Genomic DNA, 21,849 nt, shown 5'->3' with positions numbered 1-21,849 from the left:
CCGGGGGTCGCTTCGTACCGGGGGTAGATTTCCGTGGCGATGCGGGAACTGGTGGTGCTCGGGACGGCCAGCCAGGCGCCGACCCGGCAGCGCAACCACAACGGTTACCTGCTCCGCTGGGACGACGAGGTGCTCCTCTTCGACCCGGGCGAGGGCAGCCAGCGGCAGATGCTGCACACCGGTATCTCGGCGACCGACCTGACCCGCATCTGCGTCACCCACTTCCACGGCGACCACTGCCTCGGCCTGCCCGGCATCATCCAGCGGCTCTCCCTGGACCGGGTACCGCAACCGGTGGCAGCGCACTTCCCCGCCGGCGGCGCCGAGTACTTCGCCCGACTCCGGCACGCTTCGAGTTTCTACGAGACCGCGGAGCTGCGGCCCGAGCCCGTCGACGCCGACGGGCAGCGCTTCGCCACCGGCGTCGGCACGCTGGAGGCCCGCCGGCTCCGGCACCCCATCGAGACGTACGGCTACCGGCTGATCGAGCCGGACGGCTTCCGGATGCTGCCGGAGAAGCTGTCCGAGTACGGGATCGCCGGGCCGGCCGTCGGTGAGCTGCTGCGCGTCGGCCACCTGGACGTCAACGGACGCCGCGTGACCCGGGACGAGGTGAGCGCGAGCCGACCGGGGCAGCGGTTCGCGTTCGTGATGGACACCGGCCTCTGCGACGCCGTGTACGCCCTCGCCGAGCTCGCCGACCTGCTGGTCATCGAGTCGACCTTCCTGGATTCGGAGGCCGCGCTCGCCGCCGAGGTCGGTCACCTCACCGCGGCGCAGGCCGCCCGGGTGGCGGCCGAGTCCGGGGCACGCCGGCTCGTGCTCACCCACTTCTCCCAGCGTTACGCCGAACCCCGCCGCTTCGCCGACGAGGCCCGCGAGCACTTCGACGGGGACCTGGTGATCGCCGAGGACCTGATGACCGTGCAGGTTCCGCCCCGACGGGTAGCCTCGGCCGCGTGACGGTCACGCTCCGCCCCGCCACCGCGGCCGACCTGATGCCGGTCGGCGCCCTGCACCAGCGGTCCCGGGTGGCGGCGTACGCGCCGTTCCTGCCGCCCGAGACCCTGGCCGACCCGACGCCCGAGGCGATGGGTCGGTACTGGGTCGAGCGGTGGACCTGGGAGCGGGACGACCACCGGATGACCGTCGCCGAACGCGACGACCGGCTGGTCGGCTTCAGCTACCTGGGGCCGGACGACGAGGGCGATCCCGCCACCGGCCTGCTCAACGCGATCCACCTCGAGCCCGACGAGCGGGGCCGGGGCACCGGGCGCGAGCTGATGGTCGACGCGCTCGCGGCGATGCGGTCGCGCGGCTGGTCCCGGGCGGCGCTCTGGGTGCTGCGGGAGAACACGCACGCCCGCGGGTTCTACGAGCGTGGCGGCTGGACGCCCACGGGCCTCGAACGCGTAGAGCACATCGGCGTGGCGCTCGTGCCCCAGCTCCGCTACGAACGCCCGCTCTGACCGCCGCCGTTCGCTCTCAGCGGATCGGGGCATGCCCGTCGATCGAGCGGCGTTGCCGGGTTCATGGACACGGATCACACCGAGCCGGCGGAGGATGCCGCCCTCGACGCGTACTCCCGGGTGGTGACCGGCGTGGCGGCCCGGGTGCTGCCCAGCGTGGCCGCGCTGTCGGTCCGGACCGCGCGCGGCGCGGGCGCCGGCTCGGCGGTCACCATCGATTCGGACGGCCTGCTGCTGACCAGCGCGCACGTGGTGCAGGGCGCCCGGGACGGCTCGGCCGCCTTCGGCGACGGCACCGAGGTTCCGTTCCGGGTGATCGGCGCCGACCCGCTGTCGGACCTGGCGGTGCTGCGGGTCGAGGAGGCGGCCGTGCCGCCGGTCGAGCTGGGCGACGCGGACGGCCTGCGGATCGGTCAGCTCGTCGTGGCGGTCGGCAACCCGATGGGGCTGGCCGGATCGGTCACCGCCGGGGTGGTCTCCGGCCTGGGCCGGTCGCTGCCGGCCCGGGACGGGCGGCTGGTCCGGCTGATCGAGGACGTCATCCAGACCGACGCCGCGCTCAACCCGGGCAACTCCGGCGGCGCGCTGGCCGACTCGGCCGGCCGGGTGGTCGGGGTCAACACGGCCGTCGCCGGGTACGGCCTGGGGCTGGCCGTACCGATCAACGCCACCACCCGGCAGATCATCACCGACCTGACCACCGACGGGCGGGTCCGCCGGGCGTGGCTCGGCGTCGCCGGGGTGCCGGTGCCGCTACCGCCCGACGTCGTGGCCCGCACCGGCCAGCGGCGTGGGCTGCGGGTGGTCGAGGTGGTCCCGGGCAGCCCGGCCGGGGTGGCCGGGATCTACCTCGGGGACATCATCGTGTCGGCCGGTGGCCGGGCGGTCAGCGACGGCCAAGGGCTGCAACGGCTGATGCTCGGCCCGGCGATCGGCACCCGGCTGCCGGTGACCGTGCTGCGTCGCGGGGCCTTCGTCGACGTGGTCGCCGTGCCCACCGAGCTGACCCGCTGACGCCGACAGGGCCCCCTCCCCGGTGGGAAGAGGCCCTGTCGGTCGGTTTCAGCGGGCGCCGAGGTGGGCGAGGAGGTCCTGCCGGGTCAGCACGCCCTTGGGCTTGCCGTCCACCAGCACCAGGGCCGCGTCGGACTTCTCCAGCAGGGCGACCGCCTCGCTCACCGGCTGGCCGCCACCGATCATCGGCAGCGCGTCGGCCATGTGCCGCTCGATGGTGTCGTGCAGGTGCGCCTGACCGGTGAAGAGCGCGTCGAGCAGGTCCTTCTCGGCGATCGAGCCGGCCACCTCGCCGGTCACCACCGGCGGCTCGGCCTTCAGCACCGGGAGCTGCGAGACGCCGTACTCGCGCATGTAGTCGATGGCGTCGCGGACCGTCTCGGTCGGGTGCACGTGCACCAGCTCGGGCAGGCCGCCCGGCTTGCCGGCGAGCGCGTCGGCGACCGTCGGCTCGGTGCCGGAGTTGTCCAGGAAGCCGTACCGGGCCATCCACTTGTCGTTGAAGATCTTCGACAGGTAGCCCTTGCCGCTGTCCGGCAGCAGCACCACGATCACGTCGTCCGGGCCGGCCTTGCGGGCCACCTCCAGGGCGGCGACCACGACCATCCCGCATGAGCCGCCGACCAACAGCCCCTCCTCGCGGGCCAGCCGCCGGGTCATCTCGAACGACTCCTTGTCGGAGACCTCGACGATCTCGTCGGCGACCGTCCGGTCGTACGTCTCCGGCCAGAAGTCCTCGCCGACGCCCTCCACCAGGTACGGCCGGCCGGTGCCCCCGGAGTAGACCGAGCCCTCCGGGTCGGCGCCGATGACCTTGACCTGGCCGCCGGAGGCCTCCTTCAGGTACCGGCCGATGCCGGAGATGGTGCCGCCGGTGCCGACGCCCGCGACGAAGTGGGTGAGCTGCCCCTCGGTCTGCTTCCAGATCTCCGGGCCGGTGGTCTCGTAGTGCGAGCGCGGGTTGGCCGGGTTGCTGTACTGGTTCGGCTTCCACGCGCCGGGGATCTCCCGGGCCAGCCGGTCCGAGACGTTGTAGTAGGAGCGCGGGTCCTCCGGCGCGACCGCGGTCGGGCAGACCACCACCTCGGCGCCGTACGCCCGCAGCACGTCCTGCTTGTCCTGGCTGACCTTGTCCGGGCAGACGAAGACGCACTTGTAGCCCTTGAGCTGGGCCACCAGGGCCAGGCCGACACCGGTGTTGCCGCTGGTCGGCTCGACGATCGTGCCACCCGGCTTGAGGATGCCCGCCTTCTCGGCGTCCTCCACCATCCGCAGCGCGATCCGGTCCTTCACCGAACCGCCCGGGTTGAGGTACTCCACCTTCGCCAGCACGGTCGCCTGGATACCCTCGGTGACGTTGCGCAGCCGTACCAGCGGGGTGTTGCCGATCAGGTCGACGACGTTGTCGTAGTACTGCACCTCGTTGTGCCCTTCGTTGCGGCGCCGGCGTCGGCGGCCGGGCAGACGTTTACTCGACGCCCAGCGTACGTGTCGTCAGGGCGCCACATGCCCCGGGATGACCGAGCTGCGACGTGCCTCCCACTCCAGGAAGCGCTCGGTCTCGGCGAGCACGCTGCCGGCCAGCCAGGTGACCATCACCACGTCGTCGACCAGCCCGAAGACGGCCAGGAACAGCTCCGGAACCACGTCGACCGGCGAGAGCACGTACGCCGTCGCCGCGGTCATCATGGCCAGTCTCAGACCGCCGTCGTACTCGCCCCGCGCGGTGGCCCTGATCATCCGGGGCAACGCGGCCAGCCGCTCGCCCAGCGACGGTCCGCCCCGCGCCCCCGCCGCCAGCGCCCGGGCCAGCGCGGTGAACGCCGCGGTCCGCTTCAATGTCTTCCCCATCTTTCCGCCCCTTTCCGCTCGACCAGCGTGCCGCCCGGGCGCAAGCCCTCCCGCCGGCCGGGCCGCCCGTGCGCGCCCTGTCCGGATAGAGGTACCCAGAACGGTCGTTTCCCAGGCACGAACCAGCCGTCACGAGGAGAGCGCGGTGTCGGGCCGGCGCGATACTGTCGCTTCATGGGGGACCCTGCTTCCGTCGCACCGATCGGTTGGCAGCGCGCCCGGCAGGTCGCCCGGATGGCGGCGATCGGCACGGGCGCGACCGTGGCGGCCACCGTCGCGACGGGCGGGGTGCTGCTCGGCCAGGCCCACCAGGCCCGGCGCACCATCCCGATGGCCGAGGCTCCCCCGCCGCGCTGCGACGGCGTCTACGGCGCGAAGTGTCCCGGCCCGCCGATCACCATGGTGATCCTCGGCGACTCCTCGGCCGCCGGCTACGGCGTGCACCGTCGCCGGGAGACCCCGGGCGCCCTGCTGGCCACCGGCCTGTCCCGCCGGTTGCAGCGGCCCGTTCGGCTGCACCGGTTCGCCGTGGTCGGCGCCCTGTCGGCCGGGCTCAAGCCGCAGGTCGAGTCGGCACTCGAATGCGAACCGGACATCGCGGTCATTCTGGTCGGCGGCAACGACGTCACCAACCGCACCCCACCCGCGGTGGCGGTGCGCTACCTGGTCGACGCGGTGCGCTCGCTGCGCGCCGCCGGCTGCGAGGTGGTCGTCGGCACCTGCCCCGACCTGGGCGCGATCCAGCCGATCCAGCCGCCGCTGCGCTGGCTGGCCCGGCGTTGGAGCCGGCAACTGGCCGCCGCACAGACCGTGGCGGTGGTCGAGGCGGGCGGCTGGACGGTCTCCCTCGGCGACCTGCTCGGTCCCCGGTTCGCCGCCGAGCCCGCGCGGATGTTCGCCTGGGACCGATTCCACCCGTCCGCCGAGGGCTACGCGGTGGCCGCCGCGGCGCTGCTGCCCACCGTTCTCTCCGCGCTGGGCGCGGGTCAGGAACGCCGAGCTACGCTCGCCCGCGGCGAAGGCGTACGGTCGCTGCCGGAGGCGGCCCACGAGGCGGCCCGGCACGCCGGCACCGAGGTCAGCGGCACCCAGGTCAGGGGTCGCGACCGCGGGCCGGGTGGTCGCTGGGCGCAGCTGCGGCGGCGCGCCTTCTTCGGTGTCGGCGCGGTGCCGCAACCCGGCACCGCCGCTGATCCGGCAACACTGGAGGAACTGGCATGAGCGAGCGCAACGAGCTGACCGGCACATGCGCCGCCGGCCGTGGGGAGGTGTCGTGATGACCGAGCGCAGTGATCTTGCGGTCCGACTGGGTCGGGCCGCGGCCCTCTCCCTGGTCGCCGGCACGGTCGGCGGGGCTGCCGTCCTCGCCGGTCAGGCCATCGCCGCCCGCAGCCGCCGGTACGCCCAGCCGGAGCTGAGCCTGGCCCTGCGCGCCACGGTCGGCCGGGCCGGTGCCCCGCCGCTGCGGCTGGTGCTGCTCGGCGACTCCTCGGCGCTCGGCGTAGGCGTGGAACGCTTCGAGGAGACCGTCGGCGGCCAGCTCGCCCACCTGCTCGCCGAGGGCCCGACCGGTCGGCGGGTGCACCTCTCCTCCGTCGGGGTCTCCGGCTCCCGCTCCACCGACCTGGCCACCCAGGTGGCCCGGGCGCTGCTCGGCGAGCGTCCGGACGTGGCGGTGATCCTGATCGGGTCCAACGACGCCACCGCCCTGGCCCGTCCGACCGATGCGGCGGCGTACCTCGGCTCGGCGGTCCGGCGGCTGCGTCAGGCGCACGTCGAGGTGGTCGTGGGCACCTGCCCCGACCTCGGGGCGGTCCGCGCGGTCGCCGCGCCGCTGCGGCAGGTGCTCGGCTGGTCGGGTCGGCGGATCGCCCGCGCCCAGACGGCGGCCGTGCTCGACGCCGGCGGGACGGTGGTCGACCTCGGCACCGAGACCGGCCCGGTGTTCCGGGCGGACGCGGGGACGCTCTGCCACGACGGCTACCACCCCTCGGCGGACGGTTACCGGGTGTGGGCGCACGCGCTGCTGCCGGTGGTCCAGGCGGCGGCGACGGTCGCCTCCCGGCACCACTGAACCCCGGCGCGGGGCTGGCGGGCGTGACATTTCCCGCTGAGTTGGCTGCTTCCGCGCCAAGTTACCAGCGGGTTAACGTTGGTTCATGCCGATTGAGTCGTCCCGCGACGCCGTCATCGTCGCCACCGCCCGGTCCCCCATCGGCCGCGCGTTCAAGGGTTCGCTGCGTGACGTCCGCCCGGACGACCTCGCCGCGACCATCGTCCAGGCCGCCCTGGACAAGATCCCCCAGCTCGACCCGACCGAGATCGACGACCTCTACCTGGGCTGCGGCCTGCCCGGCGGCGAGCAGGGCTTCAACATGGCCCGGGTGGTCGCCACGCTGATGGGCCTGGACGGCCTGCCGGGCGCCACGCTGACCCGCTACTGCGCCTCGTCGCTGCAGACCACCCGGATGGCGATGCACGCGATCCGGGCCGGTGAGGGCGACGTCTTCATCTCCGCCGGCGTCGAGACGGTCTCCCGGTACGCCCGCGGCAACTCCGACACCCTGCCGCCGGAGGCGCAGGCGCTCGTCGGCGGCGGCTGGGAGAACCCCCGCTTCGCCGAGGCCCGGAAGCGCTCGAAGGCCCGCGCCCAGGGTGGTGCGGAGGTGTGGACCGACCCGCGCGAGGCCGGCCAACTTCCCGACATCTACCTGACCATGGGGCAGACCGCGGAGAACCTCGCCCAGGTGTACGACATCACCCGCGAGGACATGGACGCCTTCGGCGTCCGGAGCCAGAACCTGGCCGAGAAGGCCATCGCGGACGGCTTCTGGGCCCGGGAGATCACCCCGGTCACCACGCCGGACGGCACCGTGGTCAGCACCGACGACGGCCCGCGTCCGGGCGTCACCCTGGAGGCGGTCGCCGGCCTCAAGCCGGTCTTCCGTCCGGACGGCCGGATCACCGCCGCCAACTGCTGCCCGCTCAACGACGGCGCCGCCGCCGTGGTGATCATGAGCGCCCAGCGGGCGCAGGACCTCGGCCTCACCCCGCTGGCCCGGATCGTCTCCACCGGCGTCACCGCCCTCTCCCCCGAGATCATGGGCCTCGGCCCGGTCGAGGCGTCGAAGCAGGCGCTCAAGCGGGCCGGGATGACCATCGACGACGTCGACCTGGTCGAGATCAACGAGGCGTTCGCCGCCCAGGTGATCCCCTCCTACCGGCAGCTCGGCATCCCCGAGGAGAAGCTGAACGTGATGGGCGGCGCGATCGCCGTCGGCCACCCGTTCGGCATGACCGGTGCCCGGATCACCGGCACCCTGCTCAACGCCCTGGAGTGGCACGACAAGACCATCGGTCTGGAGACCATGTGCGTGGGCGGCGGCCAGGGCATGGCGATGGTGCTGGAGCGGCTCAGCTGACCTCCGATTCGCCGGTCCCGCCCCGGGGTACCGGTTCGCCATGGCGACCGTGGTGGAGCGGGAACACAAGTACTCCGGAGACGAGGGATTCCGGCTGCCGGACCTGACGGGCTGCGGTGGCGTCACGACGATGTCGGACGCCACCGCGCTCGATCTGGACGCGGTCTACCTGGACACCGCCGACCTCCGGCTGGCCCGCAGCGGATTCGCGCTGCGTCGGCGTACCGGGGGGCACGATGCGGGCTGGCATCTCAAGGTCGGTGCGGCCGGCGGCGACCGGACCGAGTACCAGTTCCCGGCCGGAGCGGCCGACAGCGACCCGCCCGCCGAACTGGTCGCACTGTTCCGGGCCGCGTCCCGGGGCCGACCGGTCGAGCCGGCCGCGCGGATCACCACCCGCCGGATGGAACGCCGGCTCCTCGACGATCAGGGCCGGGTGCTGGCCGAGGTCGCTGAGGACACCGTCGAGGGGCGGGACCTGGTCACCGACGAGCGGCACACCTGGCACGAGATCGAGGTCGAACTGGTCGAGGGCGACGACCGGCTGCTGGAGGCCGTGGACGCGCGGCTCCGGGCCGCCGGCGCCCGGCCGGTACCGGTGTCCAAGTCGCACCGGGCCCTCGCCACCCGACTCCTCGCGTCCCGGGCCACGCCGAGCGATCCCGGTGCCGCACCCGTCCTCGATTACGCCCTCGCCCAGCGCGACGTGCTGATCGCCAACCACCCCGGTGCCCGCGGCGGCGACGAGGAGGCGGTGCACGACATGCGGGTCGCCGTCCGCCGGCTGCGCGCCACCCTGCGGACGTTCCGCGGCCTGTGGGACCGGCAGACGGGCGAGGCGCTCCGCACGGAACTCCGCTGGCTCGGCGCCCAGCTCGGGCCGGTACGCGACGGCCAGGTGCTGGCCGCCCGACTCGACGAGGCGGTCCACGCCGAACCCGCCGACCTGGTCCTCGGCCCGGTCCCGGCGCGGATCCAGGAGCACTTCGCGGCGGACGTGGCCGAGTCCCTCGACGCGCTGCGGGAGGCGCTCGACTCCGACCGCTACACCGACCTGCTGGTCCGGCTCGACGAGCTGCTGGAGGGACCGACCGCGCGGACCGCCGACGCCCGCTGGGTGGCCCGCCGGGTACGCCGGGCGGTGCGCCGCGCCGACGACCGGCTGGACCGCGCCCTGGCCGGGCCCGGCGACGTGGAGGACGGCCCGCTGCACGAGGCCCGCAAGGCGTACAAGGCGGCCCGGTACGCCGTCGAGGTCCGCGAACCGGCCGTCGGGAAGCGGGCGACGGCCCTGCTGCATCGGCTCAAGGACCTTCAGGATCTGCTCGGCGCGCACCAGGACTCGGTGGTCACCCGCCAGGTGCTGCGGGACCTGTCACTGCGCGCGTACGCCGACGGGGAGAACACCTTCACGTACGGGTTGCTGCACGCGCGGCAGGCCGCTGCGGCCGACCGGAACCTGTCGGCGGTGGCCGCGGCCCGGGACCGGGCCCGGCGGCGGAAGGTCCGGCGCTGGCTGAAGCAGTGACCCGCCTACAGCGCGGAACGGGTGGCCGCCACCGCGGCGGCCGCCTCCGCCAGCACCGCGTCCGGCGGACCGGCCGCCACCAGGTCGGCCGCCACCACCCGGAGCTGATCGGGCAGGGCCAGGTCGTTGTTCAACCGGGGTACGTCCCGGCGCGGGTCCCCCTCGGCGTCCGCGGCGAGGTTGGCGATCTCCTGCACCAGCTTGTGCACCAGGTCGGCGCGGGACACGTTGCCGCCCTCGGCCGCCGCCGACCAGCGCGGCTGCTGCCAGTGCCCGACCTGCCGGACCATCAACTGCACCGCCCGGTCCAGTTCCGCTGCGCTCATCGTCGGGAGTCTACGGAGCAGGAGCGGCCGGTCACCGGCGTAGGTAGCTGAGCAGCCGGAGGATCTGCCAGTACAGGAAGATCAGCCCGACCAGCAGGCCGAACGCGCAGAACCAGGCGTACCGGCGGGGCAGCCCGGCCCGGACCGACCGCTCGACCAGGTCGAAGTCGAGGATGAAGCTGAACGCGCCGGCGATGATCGCGACCACCGAGAAGGCGTACGGCAGCCAGCCGACCCGGGTGGTGACGCTGTAGACCTCCAGCCCCTGCCGGCCGGTGAGCAGGTAGGTCACCAGGTTGACCAGGCTGAGCGCGACGATGCCGATCACCGTCCCGACGACCAGCCGGGCGAGCCGCGGGGTGGCCCGGACCAGGCGGGCACGGTAGAGCAGCCCCATGCCGAGGAAGACCCCGAAGGTGCCGACCACCGCCTGCACCACGATCCCCGGATAGACCAGGTCGAAGGCCCGGCTGGCCACCCCGAGCAGCAGCCCCTGGAGCACCGCGTACGCCGCGATCAGGCCCGGGTTGGTGATCTGCTTCAACGAGATGACCAGCACCAGCGCCAACCCGGCCAGCGAGGTGCCGGCCAGCGCCGCCGGCAGCCACACCGCCTGCGGCACCACAATCCAGGAGATCGCCGCCGTGACGCCGGTGAGCAGCAGCAGGCCGACCGTTCGGACCACCACGTCGTCCACGGTCATCGCCTCGGCGGCCGGCACGCCGAGCACCTGGCGTTCCACCCGGCGGGTGTCGTCCAGCCGGGTCAACACCGGGTTGGCACTCTGCACCGCGACCTCCTCGCCGACGTACCCCCGGCTCCACTCTGCCCCGCACGGCCCGGCGGCGACGGGAAAACGACGGCGCCCGCCGCCGCGGTCGCGGCAGGCGGGCGCCGGGTGGTAGGGCGGACGGGTCAGTCGTCGCCCTGGAAGTAGCTGATCAGCCGGAGGATCTCCAGGTAGAGCCAGACCAGGCCGACGACGATGCCGAAGGCGGCCGTCCAGGAGTAGCGCTGCGGGAGCCCCATCCGGACGCCCTCTTCGATCTCGGCGAAGTTGAGCACGAAGCTCAGCGAGGCGACCACGATGCACACCAGGCTGAAGATGATGGCCAGCCCGCTGCCGTCGCGCAGGTGGGTGTTGATACCGAAGAGCGCGAGCACCAGGTTGATCAGCATGACGCCGAAGAGGCCGGCCATGATCGAGATCATGATCCGGGCGAACTTCGGGGTGGCCCTGATGATCCGCGCCTTGTAGATCATCGCCATCAGGAAGAAGACGCCGAAGCTCGCCACCACGGCCTGGAGCACGATGCCGTCGTAGAGCCTGTCGAACGCCTTGCTCACCATGCCGACGAAGACGCCCTCGACGATCGAGTACGCCACCACCAGCGCGGGGTTGGCCATCCGGGAGAACGAGATGATCAGGCCGAGGGCCAGGCCGACGACCGCGGCGCCGATCCAGGCGACGCCGACCAGGGCGTCCGGCACGAGCACCCAGGCGGCCGCGGCGGAGGCGCCGAGGATGCCGAGCAGCATGACCGTCTTGACGACGACGTCGTCCAGGGTCATCGGGGTGACGGTGGGCGGCGCGGCCGGGTAGGCGTTCGCCGTCGGGTACTGCTGGTAGGGCGCGTACTGCGGGGAATATCCGGGCTGTCCGTACGGCCCGGGCTGGGCGTACCCGGCCGCCCGCTCGCGCTCGGCCGCCTGGCCGAGCCGGGCGAGCACCGGGTTCGAGGTCTTCACTTCTCAGGCCTCCCTCAGGGGGTCGATGCACGTGAACGTGCACCCTCAAGGGTAAACGGGGCCGCCAGCTGGCGTTGAGCGTCAAGCTGTGGGAAAGCTGAGAGTCTGGGGTGCCCGGGGCGGGGGTCGAACCCGCACGCCTTGCGGCAGCCGCTTTTAAGGCGGCCGTGTCTGCCGTTCCACCACCCGGGCGGGTGACACCGGGGCGGCGATGCGCTGCGGTGCAGTGTCACGGTAACGGTTAGCGGCCGACCCGGCGTACCCCGTGGTGCCTCCGCCACTAGGGTCGAGGCCGTGACGAGCGCAGCCCGTACCGCCCCCGGGCCCGACCCCGAACAGGGTGTCCACCCCGCGTCCGCGGTCTCCCGCCCGTCCCGGTCGGCCCGCTTGCGGGGCGCTGCGGTCCGGTACCGCCGAGACCTGCTCGTCGGCCTGCTCTTCGTGCTCTTCGCCGGCTGGCTCACCCAGGGGCTCTGGCCGTCGCCCGGGCAGCGGATGCTGGCGCTCAACCCCGCCGACCAGACCCTCTACGAGTGGTTCCTGGCCGTCGACTCGCGTGCCCTGCTCGGCGACTTCAGCCTGCTCACCGACCGGCTCAACGCGCCGGACGGGGTCAACCTGATGACCAACACCACGGTCATCGCGCTCGGGGTGCTCTTCGCCCCGGTGACCCTGCTGCTCGGCGCGCCGGTCACCTTCGCGCTGCTGGCCGCGGGGAACCTGGCCGGCACAGCGGTCGCCTGGTACCTGCTCTACACCCGGACGCTGCGAGTCCGCCGGCTGGCCGCCGGGCTCGGCGCCGCGCTCTGCGGCTTCGGGCCCGGGATGGTCTCGCAGACCAACAGCCACCTGCACATGACCGCCCAGTGGCTGGTGCCGGTGCTCGTCTGGCTGGTGGTCCGGCTGCTCCGGGCCGCCGACCCGGCCGGTACGCCGAACGGGCCGGACGGGCGCCGGATGGCCACCTCGTCGGTCGGGCTGGCCGGCGTGGTCACCGTCCAGGTGTTCATCGGCGAGGAGGTGCTCTTCCTCGCCGCGCTCACCCTGCTGGTGATGGCGGTCGCGTACGGTGCCGGCGACCGGGCGTTGCTGCGGCGGGCGCTGCCCACGTTCGCCGGTGGGCTGATGGTCGCCGCCGGGCTGGCGCTGGTCGTGCTGGCGTACCCGCTCTGGTTTCAGTTCGCCGGGCCGCAGGGTGTGGCCGACGGGATGTTCAGCCCGTACTACTTCTCCGCCGACCTGACCAGCTGGTGGACGATCTCCCCGCTGTCGGTGCCCGGCAGCGACTCCGCAGCCCGGCTGACCACCGGCCCGGCCGCTCGGTGGCCGGCGCTCCCCGAGTTCATCACCGGCGGCCACTGGCGGGAGTGCGTACGCCCCGGCGGGGTGCTGGTTCCGGTGCCGATCGCCACCCCGAAGGACCCGTGGCCGATGCGCTGGGGCGCCGCGGCGAACGCCGAGTTCGGCATGCCGGAGGGCTTCTTCATCGGCCCGTACGGCGAGGGCGGCTCGGCCACCATGGGCACCTGGAAGCGCCCCACCTCGGCGCTGCTGGCCGACGTCGCCGAGCGGGGCGTCGCGCCGGCGGTCGGCGACGAGCAGCGCCGGCAGGCCGCCCGGGACATCCGCTCCTGGGGTGCGTCGTGCGTGGCGCTGACCGACGACGCCCCGCACGCACCGACCCTGCGGGCCACGCTGGAGGAGTTGTTCGGCCCCGCCACCCGGGTCGCCGACGCCTGGATCTGGCGCGTCTGACCGACCGGCACACGAAAAGGCCCCTCCCGTCCGGGAAGGGCCCTTTCGCAGAGCTACGACCGCGAAGCTCAGCCGCGGAGCGCGCCCACCGGCTGCGAGGCCTCGGCGAACTCCTCCCGCGGATCGTGCAGCTGGCCCAGGGCGACCACCTCGCGCTTGAGGAAGAACGCCAGGGTCCAGTCGACCACGACCCGGACCTTGCGGTTGAACGACGGGATCCGCGACATGTGGTACGTCCGGTGCATGAACCACGCCGGCCAGCCGGTCATCTTGATGCCGTAGACCTGCGCCACGCCCTTGTGCAGGCCGAGGCTGGCCACGCTGCCCGCGTGCTTGTGCTTGTAGTTGACCGGCTCCCGACCGCGAATCACGTTCACGATGTTGTCGGCCATCCGGGCGGCCTGCCGGACCGCGTGCTGCGCGCTGGGCGAGCAGAAGTTGCCCGGCTCCTTGGTCAGGTCCGGCACCGCGGCGCAGTCGCCGGCGCTCCAGGCGCCCTCGACGACCCGGTCGCCGTCCACGATCTGCAGGGTGGGCAGGCAGGTCACCCGCCGGCGGTCGTCCCGCGGGAAGTCGGTGGCGTCCAGCATCGGGGACGGCTTGACGCCGGCCGTCCAGACGATGGTGTCGGCGGGGAAGCTGTCGCCGTCGGAGAGCTTGACCACCCCGTCGAGGCAGGACTCCAGCCGGGTGTCCAGCCGGATGTCCATGTTCCGCTTGAGCAGCTCCTGCACCGTGTAGGCGCCCATGTCCCGGTCGACCTCGGGCAGCACCCGCTGGGTGGCCTCGACCAGGACCCAGCGCATGTCCTCCGGCTTGAGCTCCGGGTAGTAGCGCAGCGCGTCCCGGGCCATGTCCTCCATCTCGGCCAGCGCCTCGATGCCGGCGTAACCGCCGCCGACGAAGACGAAGGTCAGCGCCCGCCGCCGCACCTCCGGGTCGGTCGTGGCGGCCGCCACGTCCAGCCGGTCCAGCACGTGGTTGCGCAGGAAGATGGCCTCACCGATGGTCTTGAACCCGATGCCGTGTTCGTGCAGGCCCGGGATCGGCAGGGTGCGGGACACCGAACCGGGGGCGACGACGACGTGGTCGTACTGGATCTCCCGGGTGGGGCCGCTGATCGGCTGCACGACGGCCGTCTTCCGAGCGTGGTCAATCCGGGTCACCGTGCCGGCCACGACCGTGCACTTGCGCAACTCCCGCCGCAGCGGCACCACGGCGTGCCGGGGCGAGATGTTGCCCGCCGAAGCCTCCGGGAGGAACGGCTGGTAGGTCATGTGCGGCTGGGGGTCGACGACCACGACCTCGGCCTCACGGGAGCTCAGCTTCTTGGACAGGCGCAGAGCGGCGTACAGGCCGACGTGCCCGGCACCCACGACAAGGATCCGCTTCGGATTCACGTCATCTATCTTTCCCCGCGCGGCTCGGCTAATCCCGTTCGAGACCCCCATCTGTGACCGAGCACAACCCCTGTGACCTGCGCGACTCTCCGTGCCGTCCCGCTATCTGCGACGGCACCGCCCGCTATCTGCGACGTATCAACCAGCCCAGCAGTGCGCTCAGCCCCACCGCCACCAGCAGTCCGGCGACCGTCACGGTCTGGAATCCGCGACCCCCGCCGGCCTCACCTAGCCAGACCAGCAGGATGCCCAGCACCGCGCTGGCGAGGACCACCGCGCCGGCCCGGGTGAGCCATCGGGCGATCAGGTCCGGGTCGACCAGCGCGTCGAACGGAAGCAGCGCGGCCAGCGCGCACAGGCTGTGCGCCAGGTAGAGCAGAGCTGCCACCGCGAGCAGCCGCCAGAGCGCGACCGGCCGGTCGAACCCCGCCGCGGCCAGCAGCCAGCCACCGACCATGACCAGCGCCGCGAAGGCCGGCCAGACCCGGCGCGGCCCGACCGCCGGCAGCACCGCCACCACCGTCAGGGCCAGCAGCGACCGGGCGGTGAAGACCTCCACCGGGTACGCCACCAGGAAGCCGACCAGCACGGTGACGAAGATGCCGACCCGGACCAGCAGCGGGGTGAGGCTGACCCGGTTGGCCGCGTACCGCAGCGCCCGGACCCGCTCGTTGAGCGCCGCCACCATGTCGTCCAGCTGTTCACTCACCGGGCACCCACCCGCGGGGCGGTGGCCAGCCGGGCCACGTCGCGGAGCACCTGGTCCAGGCTGCCCGCACCGGCCCAGCGCACCACCGGTACGCCGTGCTCACGGAGCTGGCCGATCATCGTGTCCCGGTCCAGCCGCCAGAGCCGGTACGCCACCTCGGCCCAGCCCCGGTCCTTCGGCGGGCTGAGATCGGCGGGCAGCGTGTCCACCGCCACCACGAACCGCCCACCCCGGGCCAACCGGGCCAGCATCTGCGCCGACCGCTCGTCCAGCAGCGGGGTGAGCACCACCACCAGCGCGTCCGAGGAGAGCACCTGCGGCCCGAAGACCTGGTCGTACGGCTCATGCGGGGAGGACTCGGCGTGCACGTCGAGCAGCCACTCCAGCACGGTCAGGTACTGCCGTCGTCCGGTGGCGGGCCGGAGCCGGCGGGCGGCCGGGCCGTACTCGAGCATCGCCACCCGGTCGCCGCGGTGCAGGTAGTGCTCGCCGATTGCGGCGGCCGCCCGGACCGTGGTGTCGAGCACCGAGGCGGTCCCGCTGACCCCGCCCGACCGGCCCGCCTCGGCCAGCACGTCGAGCAGCACCACCACCTCGGCGTCCCGGTCGGAGAGGGTGGCCGCGACGTGCAGTTGCCGGGCCCGCAGGGAAACCCGCCAGTCGATCCGGCGCAGCCGGTCACCGGGGGCGAAGACCCGCACGCCGGCCAGCTCGCCCCCCTCCCCCGGGCGCCGGGAGTGGTGCGCCCCGACCAGGCCGGCGGCCCGCGGCATCGCCTCCACCGCCTCGAACGGCTCGGTCCTCGGGTAGACCCGCATCCGCACCGGGTCGGTGATCACCGCCCGGGAGACCAGCAGCCCGTCGGCGGTGGCGACCCGGACGCCGGCCGGGCCGACCGGATGCCGCCCCCAGCGCAGCGCGGTGCCGGAGAGCTCCAGGTCGACGGCGGAGCCGGTCGGCACCGCGGTGACGAAGGGCCGGTCGGCGCCCGAACGGGCCACGTCCACGCCCGCACCGCCGAAGCTCACCTTCTCCACCCGCAGCCACGGCGACACCCGGGCCCGGACCACCGCCACGTCGTACGGGACGGTGTCCGGGTTGCCGACGGCGACCGTGGCGCTCATCGCGGCGCCCTCGACCAGATGCGCGTCCGCGGTGCTGATCTCCAGCTCCGGCCCGGCGGTGGGACGGCGGTGCAGCGCGTACGCGGTGCCGAGGGCGAACGGTGCCGCCAGCACCACCAGGTCGATCCGGCCGAGCAGCACGGCGGCGATCACCAGCAGCCCGGTGAGCAGCACCGCCCGGCCGAGCGCCCAGGTTGGTGCCCAGCCCGTCGCCGGCTCCGGCTCGTTGCGGCTGGTCATCAGCGGGCGAGGGGACCGGCCGCGTAGCTGGGCAGGGCACCGCTGGCCGGCGCGGGAGTCTGCTCCAGCACCTCGCCGACCACGAAGGACGGGTCGACCCGGCGCAGCCACATCTCGGGGCGCAGGGTGATCCGGTGCGCCAGCGCCGGCACCGCCACCTCCTTGACGTCCTCCGGCACCACGTAGTCGCGGCCGGAGAGAACGGCACGTACCCGGGACAGCAGCAGCAGCGCCAGCGAGCCGCGCGGCGAGGCGCCCACCAGCGCGGACGGGTGCTCGCGGGTGGCCGCGGTCAGGGCCACGATGTACCGGCCGACGGAGTCCTCGACGACCACGTCCTCCAGCGCGGCCTGCATGGCGCGCAGCGTGGCCGCGTCGACCACCGGCTTGATCTCCGACTCCTCACGACGGCGCGCCATCCGCCGGCGCAGCACCTCCCACTCCTCCTCGTGGTTCGGATAGCCGAACGACACCCGGAGCAGGAACCGGTCGAGCTGCGCCTCGGGCAGCGGGTACGTCCCTTCGTACTCGATCGGGTTGGCGGTGGCGAGCACGTGGAACGGCTCGTCCAGCCGGTAGGTGACGCCCTCGACGGAGACCTGCTTCTCCTGCATCGCCTCCAGCAGTGCCGACTGGGTCTTCGGCGGCGTCCGGTTGATCTCGTCGGCGAGCAGCAGGTTGGTGAAGACCGGGCCGGCCCGGAAGGAGAAGTCGCCGCTGCGCTGGTCGTACAGGAAGGAGCCGGTGACGTCGGCGGGGAGCAGGTCCGGAGTGAACTGGAGGCGGCGGAAGTCCAGCCCGAGGGCCTGCGCGAAGGAGCGCGCGGTGAGCGTCTTACCCAGCCCCGGCAGGTCCTCCAGCAGCACGTGCCCGCCCGCCAGGATGCCGGCGAGGACCAGTTCCAGGGCCTCCCGCTTGCCGACCACGACCGTGCCGACCGCGTCCAGCACCACCCGGGCCAGCCGGCCGACCTCGGCGGGGGGCATGGTCCGGTCCACGTCCTTCTTCACAGCATCTCCAGTTCGGCGACGATCGCCGCGAGGTCGCGCGGCGACGGGGGGCGGCGGGAGGGCGTACTGAGGAAGGTCCACAGTGCCTCCCCAAGCAGGATGCGGGCGCGGGCCGGGTCGGACTCGCGGGTAATGCCGTGCTTCTGGCGCAGCCGCTCGTCGGCCAGCTCGCCGAGGCGCGGCAGGACCCGCTCGGTGAACCGCTGCGGGTTGCCCGCACACCAGTCCAGCGGGCGTTCCCACCCGTTGATCGCGGCGCGCAGCGCGTCCCGCGCGGCCCAGTTCCAGAGGCCCGGCTCCTCACCGGCGGGGGCCCGGCCGCTGGCCCGGGGCGGCGGCGGGGGTGACAGCGCGCTGGTGACCCGCCGGACGGCGAGCAGCGCGAGCACGCCCGCCACGATGATCCCGAGGCTGAGCTGGAGGCCGACCGCCCGTAGGGCAACCACGACCACCACGACGATCGCCGCGGTGACCGCGAGGGTCCGCAGCACCCAGCGCACCCGCCCGCTCCGGGCTGCCCCGGCCGGCCCGGCCGGCTCCTCCTCGAACGACAGCAGGTCGTCGATGCTGGTGCTCATGCGGGCGCCTCGTCGGTGGGGGCGGCCAGGGTGGCCAGCTCGCCGCGCAGCCGGCGCAGGGCCGACCGGGCCTGGTCGCGCATCCGCTCGTCGACGGTGTGGGTGGCGTACCGGGCCTCCCGGTAGACGTGCGCGAACCCGTCCAGCACGTCGGCGCTGGCGATCGCCGGCACGCCGGCCGCCGGGTCGCCGCGTAGCAGCCGGCTGACCAGATCGGTGGGGGTGTCCCCGGCGAGCCGGGGCACGCCGGCCTCCTCGGCGGCCTCCTCCAGCCGCACCCAGCAGGCGATCACCGCGATCCGCGGGTCGGTGTCCCGGTCGTCCAGCTCCACCAGGCCGGCGTCGAGGGCGGCGACCACATCCCGGGCGGTGCCCTCCGCGGTACGCCGGGTCCGCTGGGTCGGGATCGCCCGGGTGGTACGGCGCAACGAGCCGCGAACCAGCGTCCAGACGACGTACCCGATCGCCACGAGGGCGGCCAGGCCGAGCAGCACCGCGGCGGCCGTCATGATCCACTGCGGGATCCCGGCCCCGGTGGCCGCGCCCGCGTCCCGTGGCTCGACCGGGATCGAAGGTGCCGGCTCGGCGGAGGGGTAGTCCGGCACGTAGGGAATGTTGTCCGCGGCGGGCGGAATCCGGCTGGCCCCGATCGCGGAGTGCCCGGCGGCGAGCGCGGCGAGCGCGAGCAGGGTGGTCACCGCCGCGACCGGCCACCACCTGCGCAGCACGCCGAGGTCCATCCCACCGCCCCACGCATTCCTCAGTCCACCCCGGCCAACTGCTTTGCCCGGGCGAACACGTCGTCCAGCATCCCTGGTGTCAGCCGCCCGGTGAAGGTGTTCTGCTGGCTGACGTGGTAACAGCCCAGCAGGTCCGGAGCGGACATGCCGGACCAGTGTGCCCCATGACCGAAGGCGGGGCGAGGAGTGGGCGGGCGCGTGCCGTACACATCGCGGAGCACCGGCCACCACGCCGCCCAGGCGAAGGCACCCAGCGCGACCACGACGCGCAGGGTGGGCCGGATCAGCGCGACCTCGCGGTGCAGCCACGGCGCACAGGTGTCCCGCTCCACCGGGGTGGGCTTGTTGTCCGGCGGCGCGCAGCGCACCGCGGCGAAGATGCGGGTGTCGCGGAGCGCCAGACCGTCGTCGGCGGCCACGCTGGTCGGCTGGTTGGCCAGCCCGGCCCGGTGCAGCGCGGCGAAGAGCACGTCCCCGGAGCGGTCGCCGGTGAAGATCCGGCCGGTGCGGTTGCCGCCGTGCGCGGCGGGCGCCAGGCCGAGGATGCCGATCCGGGCGTCCGGGGCCCCGAAGCCGGGCACCGGACGACCCCAGTACTCCTGGTCACGGAAGGCCGCCCGCTTCGTCCGGGCGACCTCCTCCCGCCAGGCGACCAGGCGCGGGCAGGCGAAACAGTTGCTCACCGCGCCGTCGAGGTCAGCCAGGTCGGTCGCCCGCGCGGCGCGGGCGACCACCTCCTCGGGCGTACGGGGCTCAGCCAAGCTTGGCCCGGAAGTGTTCCAGGGTGCGGGCCCAGGCGGTGGCGGCGGCACGCTGGTCGAACTTCTCCGGCCGGTCCTCGTTGAAGAACGCGTGCGCGGTGCCCGGGTAGTCGTACGTCTGGCAGGTGCCACCGGCGGCCTCGATGGCCCGGCGGGCGGTCTGTACGCCGTCGGCGGTGGAGGTGCCGTCCTCTTCGGAGCAGTGGATGACGGCGGCCTTGCCCGCGTAGTCGGTCCACTCGGGGCGCATCTGCTCCCAGGGCAGCCGGGGGTAGAAGGCGGCGGTGGCGACGATCCGCTCGGAGAGCGTGGCCGACCAGAGGGCCAGGCTGGCGCCGGCGCAGAAGCCGACGCAGCCGACCTTGCCGGTGACCTCGGGACGCCCGGCGAGGTAGTCCGCCGCGCCGGCGATGTCCCGCGCCGCCTCGTCCATCTGCGGGCCGTTCAGCATCTGCTCGGGTTCGCTCGGCTTGCTGGCCGGCCCGCCCCGCCGGAAGTCCGGGGCGAGGGCGACGAAGCCGGCCTCGGCGAAGCGGTCCACGACCGCCCGGATGTGGGGCGCGAGTCCCCACCAGTCCTGGATGACGATGACCGCCGGGCTGGCCACACCGCCGGAGGGTATCGCGAGATACCCCTCGCTCGTCCCTCCGTTGCCGGTGAAGCTCACCATCTCGCCCATGGGTCCGTCCTCCTAGCGGTCAGTCATCGTTGGCTGGTCGCACAGTGGTCCTACGTGCCGGTAGCCTGCCACGCCGCGACCGCGCCGGGGAAGACGCGGAAACAGTGGCATTCACCTCCTGTTCGTTCCCGGGCCGCTCCGAATACGCCGACGGCGGCGCGGGTGCTCCCCGCGCCGCCGTCGCCGGTCGTCCTCGGCCGGTCAGGCCTTCTTGGTCAGGCAGAGCAGGTAGCCCTTGCCGCCCTCTTCGACGCTGTAGAAGACGTAACCGTCGTCGCCTTCCTTGAAGTACTGGTCGCACGCCTCGCCGGACTGGGCCTGCGCCTCGGTCTGCCCGTCCACCCGGCCGACCACGTTGTACGCCGCCTCGGTGGAGGTGCACTCGACGACCTTGGCGTTGTTCGCCTTGGTCTCCTTGCCGTCGGCCACCTCGGGCAGCTGCGCGATGCAGTCACCGACCTTCGCCTCGGCGGTCTTGTCGCGGTTCAGGTAAGCCTTGCCGATGCTCACGGCGGCGATGACGAGGATGACGCCGAGGATGCTGAGCAGCTTGCGGCCACGGGACTTCTTGGTCTCCGCCGGGGGCGGCGCCTGCACGGCCGGGTCGGGCTGGCCGGCGTGCGGCGCGGGGGGCGGTACGACCTGCTCTGACACTGGGTGTTCCTTCCGAGGGGTTGATCAGCAGACGAGACCGTAGCCGTGGCTGATCTTCGGCACCTCATCCTTTCAGTCATTTCCCAGGTTTCTGCGCCGCGACGGGCTCCCGCCCCTTGACGGGAGCCCTCCACGCTGCTCAGCGGGTCGCGGTCGGCAGGGGCGACGGGGCGGTCGGCGCCGGCGTTCCCGATGTAGTGGGCGCCGCGCTCGGTAGGGCGGTCGCGCTCACGGTCGGCTGGCTCTGCGGCGGTCCGGGCGGCACCGGGGCCGAGACGGACGGCCGCGGCTGAAACGGCGCCAGCTCCGGGCAGTACGGGTAGCCGCCGCCCACCCGGCGGTACGGGTCCTGCTGGAGGGGGCCGGGGCACGTGGGGTAGCCCAGCCGGATCGGCGTGCCGTTCTGGTCGAAGAGGCGGGCATTCTCCACCAGCCGCCCCTCGCTGTCGTAGACGAAGACGTCCTGCACGGCGTCGTACGGGTTGCCGACCGACACCTCGCGGTAGCCGAAGTCGTCCGAGCTGGCGTGCTGATCCACATTGGCCAGCATGGCGAGGGAGAAGAGCAGCAGCGCCGCGGTGCCCAGGCGCAGCAGCCGCCGGGGCCAGCCCCGCAGGCCGCCGGAGCGGTGACCGAGCCAGACCGAGGCGAGGACGCCGGCGGCGAGCAGGAACAGGCCCGCCACCCCGCTGTGGCCGAGCCGGGGCAGCAGGCCGGAGGGCTCACCGAGCGCGGCGGCGACCAGCAGCGCGGCCAGCCAGCCGCGCAGCACCCACCACGCCGGGCGGAGCAGGCGGAGGAACTCGGTCGCCGACGCGTACCCGAGGAGCGGGCCCAGCC

23 protein-coding genes and 1 tRNA gene are annotated in these 21,849 nt (G+C 73.5%); 8 read left to right on the top strand and 16 right to left on the bottom strand.

Going from position 1 to position 21,849, the window contains the following annotated elements; translation table 11 throughout:
• Positions 1-33 precede the first annotated feature (33 nt).
• The 3 genes from DKL51_RS13865 (at position 34) to DKL51_RS13855 (ending at position 2,483) form a co-directional block, all read left to right on the top strand.
• The gene (locus tag DKL51_RS13865) at positions 34-963 is read left to right on the top strand and encodes a ribonuclease Z (protein ID WP_109945605.1); all 930 of its coding nucleotides are present in this window, start codon (positions 34-36) and stop codon (positions 961-963) included.
• Positions 960-1,469 (top strand): GNAT family N-acetyltransferase, encoded by a 510-nt coding sequence (locus DKL51_RS13860; RefSeq protein ID WP_109945604.1) that lies wholly within the window; start codon positions 960-962, stop codon positions 1,467-1,469. Before DKL51_RS13865 ends, DKL51_RS13860 begins: the two co-directional genes overlap by 4 nt.
• A 63-nt stretch (positions 1,470-1,532) precedes the next feature.
• Positions 1,533-2,483 carry a S1C family serine protease gene (locus DKL51_RS13855; protein ID WP_109945603.1) on the top strand — a complete coding sequence of 317 codons (951 nt, stop codon included), beginning with the start codon at positions 1,533-1,535 and terminating at the stop codon, positions 2,481-2,483.
• A gap of 48 nt (positions 2,484-2,531) precedes the next feature.
• Here the strand turns inward: DKL51_RS13855 and DKL51_RS13850 are convergent, their stop codons facing one another.
• Entirely contained in the window at positions 2,532-3,902 is a 1,371-nt protein-coding gene (locus tag DKL51_RS13850; RefSeq protein ID WP_109945602.1) for a cystathionine beta-synthase, read from the bottom strand.
• 75 nt (positions 3,903-3,977) lie between these two features.
• Positions 3,978-4,334 (bottom strand): YkvA family protein, encoded by a 357-nt coding sequence (locus tag DKL51_RS13845; protein ID WP_109945601.1) that lies wholly within the window; start codon positions 4,332-4,334, stop codon positions 3,978-3,980.
• A gap of 174 nt (positions 4,335-4,508) precedes the next feature.
• Here DKL51_RS13845 and DKL51_RS13840 point away from each other — a divergent pair, with 174 nt between their 5' ends.
• The 4 genes from DKL51_RS13840 to DKL51_RS13825 all read left to right on the top strand — a co-directional run bounded on the left by DKL51_RS13840 (position 4,509) and on the right by DKL51_RS13825 (position 9,284).
• Entirely contained in the window at positions 4,509-5,555 is a 1,047-nt protein-coding gene (locus tag DKL51_RS13840) for an SGNH/GDSL hydrolase family protein (RefSeq protein ID WP_109945600.1), read from the top strand.
• Positions 5,556-5,610: 55 nt separating this feature from the next.
• A complete protein-coding gene (locus DKL51_RS13835; RefSeq protein ID WP_109945599.1) occupies positions 5,611-6,408 on the top strand; it encodes an SGNH/GDSL hydrolase family protein in 798 nt (265 codons plus the stop codon).
• A gap of 85 nt (positions 6,409-6,493) precedes the next feature.
• Positions 6,494-7,756, top strand: a complete 1,263-nt coding sequence (locus DKL51_RS13830; protein WP_109945598.1) for an acetyl-CoA C-acetyltransferase — start codon at positions 6,494-6,496, stop codon at positions 7,754-7,756.
• A gap of 40 nt (positions 7,757-7,796) precedes the next feature.
• Positions 7,797-9,284, top strand: a complete 1,488-nt coding sequence (locus tag DKL51_RS13825) for a CYTH and CHAD domain-containing protein (protein WP_109945597.1) — start codon at positions 7,797-7,799, stop codon at positions 9,282-9,284.
• Between the two features lie 5 nt (positions 9,285-9,289).
• Here the strand turns inward: DKL51_RS13825 and DKL51_RS13820 are convergent, their stop codons facing one another.
• From DKL51_RS13820 to DKL51_RS13805, 4 genes are all read right to left on the bottom strand, one after another.
• Positions 9,290-9,610: a hypothetical protein gene (locus DKL51_RS13820; RefSeq protein ID WP_109945596.1), complete on the bottom strand. Its 321-nt coding sequence runs from the start codon at positions 9,608-9,610 to the stop codon at positions 9,290-9,292.
• 31 nt (positions 9,611-9,641) lie between these two features.
• Positions 9,642-10,400, bottom strand: a complete 759-nt coding sequence (locus DKL51_RS13815) for a Bax inhibitor-1/YccA family protein (protein WP_109945595.1) — start codon at positions 10,398-10,400, stop codon at positions 9,642-9,644.
• A 125-nt stretch (positions 10,401-10,525) separates the two neighbouring features.
• Positions 10,526-11,359, bottom strand: a complete 834-nt coding sequence (locus DKL51_RS13810) for a Bax inhibitor-1/YccA family protein (RefSeq protein ID WP_109945594.1) — start codon at positions 11,357-11,359, stop codon at positions 10,526-10,528.
• A gap of 111 nt (positions 11,360-11,470) precedes the next feature.
• Positions 11,471-11,551, bottom strand: a tRNA-Leu gene (locus DKL51_RS13805).
• Positions 11,552-11,653: 102 nt separating this feature from the next.
• Between DKL51_RS13805 and DKL51_RS13800 the strand changes: the two genes are divergently transcribed.
• The gene (locus DKL51_RS13800) at positions 11,654-13,114 is read left to right on the top strand and encodes a hypothetical protein (RefSeq protein ID WP_124812129.1); all 1,461 of its coding nucleotides are present in this window, start codon (positions 11,654-11,656) and stop codon (positions 13,112-13,114) included.
• Between the two features lie 68 nt (positions 13,115-13,182).
• Here DKL51_RS13800 and DKL51_RS13795 read toward each other — a convergent pair whose 3' ends face one another.
• The 10 genes from DKL51_RS13795 to DKL51_RS34915 all read right to left on the bottom strand — a co-directional run.
• Positions 13,183-14,514, bottom strand: a complete 1,332-nt coding sequence (locus DKL51_RS13795) for an NAD(P)/FAD-dependent oxidoreductase (protein ID WP_109945592.1) — start codon at positions 14,512-14,514, stop codon at positions 13,183-13,185.
• 124 nt (positions 14,515-14,638) lie between these two features.
• Positions 14,639-15,199, bottom strand: a complete 561-nt coding sequence (locus DKL51_RS13790) for a hypothetical protein (RefSeq protein WP_423790556.1) — start codon at positions 15,197-15,199, stop codon at positions 14,639-14,641.
• Between the two features lie 20 nt (positions 15,200-15,219).
• Positions 15,220-16,587, bottom strand: coding sequence for a DUF58 domain-containing protein (locus tag DKL51_RS13785; RefSeq protein ID WP_109945591.1), 1,368 nt, complete (start codon positions 16,585-16,587; stop codon positions 15,220-15,222).
• A complete protein-coding gene (locus DKL51_RS13780) occupies positions 16,587-17,573 on the bottom strand; it encodes an AAA family ATPase (RefSeq protein ID WP_109945628.1) in 987 nt (328 codons plus the stop codon). Before DKL51_RS13780 ends, DKL51_RS13785 begins: the two co-directional genes overlap by 1 nt.
• Before the next feature lie 20 nt (positions 17,574-17,593).
• Positions 17,594-18,175, bottom strand: coding sequence for a hypothetical protein (locus tag DKL51_RS13775; protein WP_109945590.1), 582 nt, complete (start codon positions 18,173-18,175; stop codon positions 17,594-17,596).
• A complete protein-coding gene (locus tag DKL51_RS13770; RefSeq protein WP_109945589.1) occupies positions 18,172-18,915 on the bottom strand; it encodes a DUF4129 domain-containing protein in 744 nt (247 codons plus the stop codon). Before DKL51_RS13770 ends, DKL51_RS13775 begins: the two co-directional genes overlap by 4 nt.
• A 20-nt stretch (positions 18,916-18,935) precedes the next feature.
• Entirely contained in the window at positions 18,936-19,649 is a 714-nt protein-coding gene (locus DKL51_RS13765) for a uracil-DNA glycosylase (protein WP_109945588.1), read from the bottom strand.
• A 19-nt stretch (positions 19,650-19,668) separates the two neighbouring features.
• Positions 19,669-20,355, bottom strand: coding sequence for a dienelactone hydrolase family protein (locus tag DKL51_RS13760; protein ID WP_109945587.1), 687 nt, complete (start codon positions 20,353-20,355; stop codon positions 19,669-19,671).
• 201 nt (positions 20,356-20,556) lie between these two features.
• Positions 20,557-21,009 carry an LppU/SCO3897 family protein gene (locus DKL51_RS13755; protein WP_109945586.1) on the bottom strand — a complete coding sequence of 151 codons (453 nt, stop codon included), beginning with the start codon at positions 21,007-21,009 and terminating at the stop codon, positions 20,557-20,559.
• A 139-nt stretch (positions 21,010-21,148) separates the two neighbouring features.
• Positions 21,149-21,849: hypothetical protein (locus tag DKL51_RS34915; protein WP_185734795.1), on the bottom strand; the 701-nt coding region annotated here is incomplete at its 5' end.

This window comes from Micromonospora globispora (genome assembly GCF_003857015.1).
GTDB lineage: Bacteria > Actinomycetota > Actinomycetes > Mycobacteriales > Micromonosporaceae > Micromonospora > Micromonospora globispora.
This window is presented reverse-complemented; position numbering and strand designations above follow the sequence as displayed.

Excerpts from the sequence above, each read along its gene's own strand:
- DKL51_RS13855 (WP_109945603.1), top strand. The coding sequence starts at position 1,533 with ATGGACACGGATCACACCGAGCCGGCGGAGGATGCCGCCCTCGACGCG.
- DKL51_RS13845 (WP_109945601.1), bottom strand. The coding sequence starts at position 4,334 with ATGGGGAAGACATTGAAGCGGACCGCGGCGTTCACCGCGCTGGCCCGG.
- DKL51_RS13840 (WP_109945600.1), top strand. The coding sequence starts at position 4,509 with ATGGGGGACCCTGCTTCCGTCGCACCGATCGGTTGGCAGCGCGCCCGG.
- DKL51_RS13835 (WP_109945599.1), top strand. The coding sequence starts at position 5,611 with ATGACCGAGCGCAGTGATCTTGCGGTCCGACTGGGTCGGGCCGCGGCC.
- DKL51_RS13830 (WP_109945598.1), top strand. The coding sequence starts at position 6,494 with ATGCCGATTGAGTCGTCCCGCGACGCCGTCATCGTCGCCACCGCCCGG.
- DKL51_RS13825 (WP_109945597.1), top strand. The coding sequence starts at position 7,797 with ATGGCGACCGTGGTGGAGCGGGAACACAAGTACTCCGGAGACGAGGGA.
- DKL51_RS13820 (WP_109945596.1), bottom strand. The coding sequence starts at position 9,610 with ATGAGCGCAGCGGAACTGGACCGGGCGGTGCAGTTGATGGTCCGGCAG.
- DKL51_RS13785 (WP_109945591.1), bottom strand. The coding sequence starts at position 16,587 with ATGACCAGCCGCAACGAGCCGGAGCCGGCGACGGGCTGGGCACCAACC.
- DKL51_RS13780 (WP_109945628.1), bottom strand. The coding sequence starts at position 17,573 with ATGCCCCCCGCCGAGGTCGGCCGGCTGGCCCGGGTGGTGCTGGACGCG.
- DKL51_RS13775 (WP_109945590.1), bottom strand. The coding sequence starts at position 18,175 with ATGAGCACCAGCATCGACGACCTGCTGTCGTTCGAGGAGGAGCCGGCC.
- DKL51_RS13770 (WP_109945589.1), bottom strand. The coding sequence starts at position 18,915 with ATGGACCTCGGCGTGCTGCGCAGGTGGTGGCCGGTCGCGGCGGTGACC.
- DKL51_RS13760 (WP_109945587.1), bottom strand. The coding sequence starts at position 20,355 with ATGGGCGAGATGGTGAGCTTCACCGGCAACGGAGGGACGAGCGAGGGG.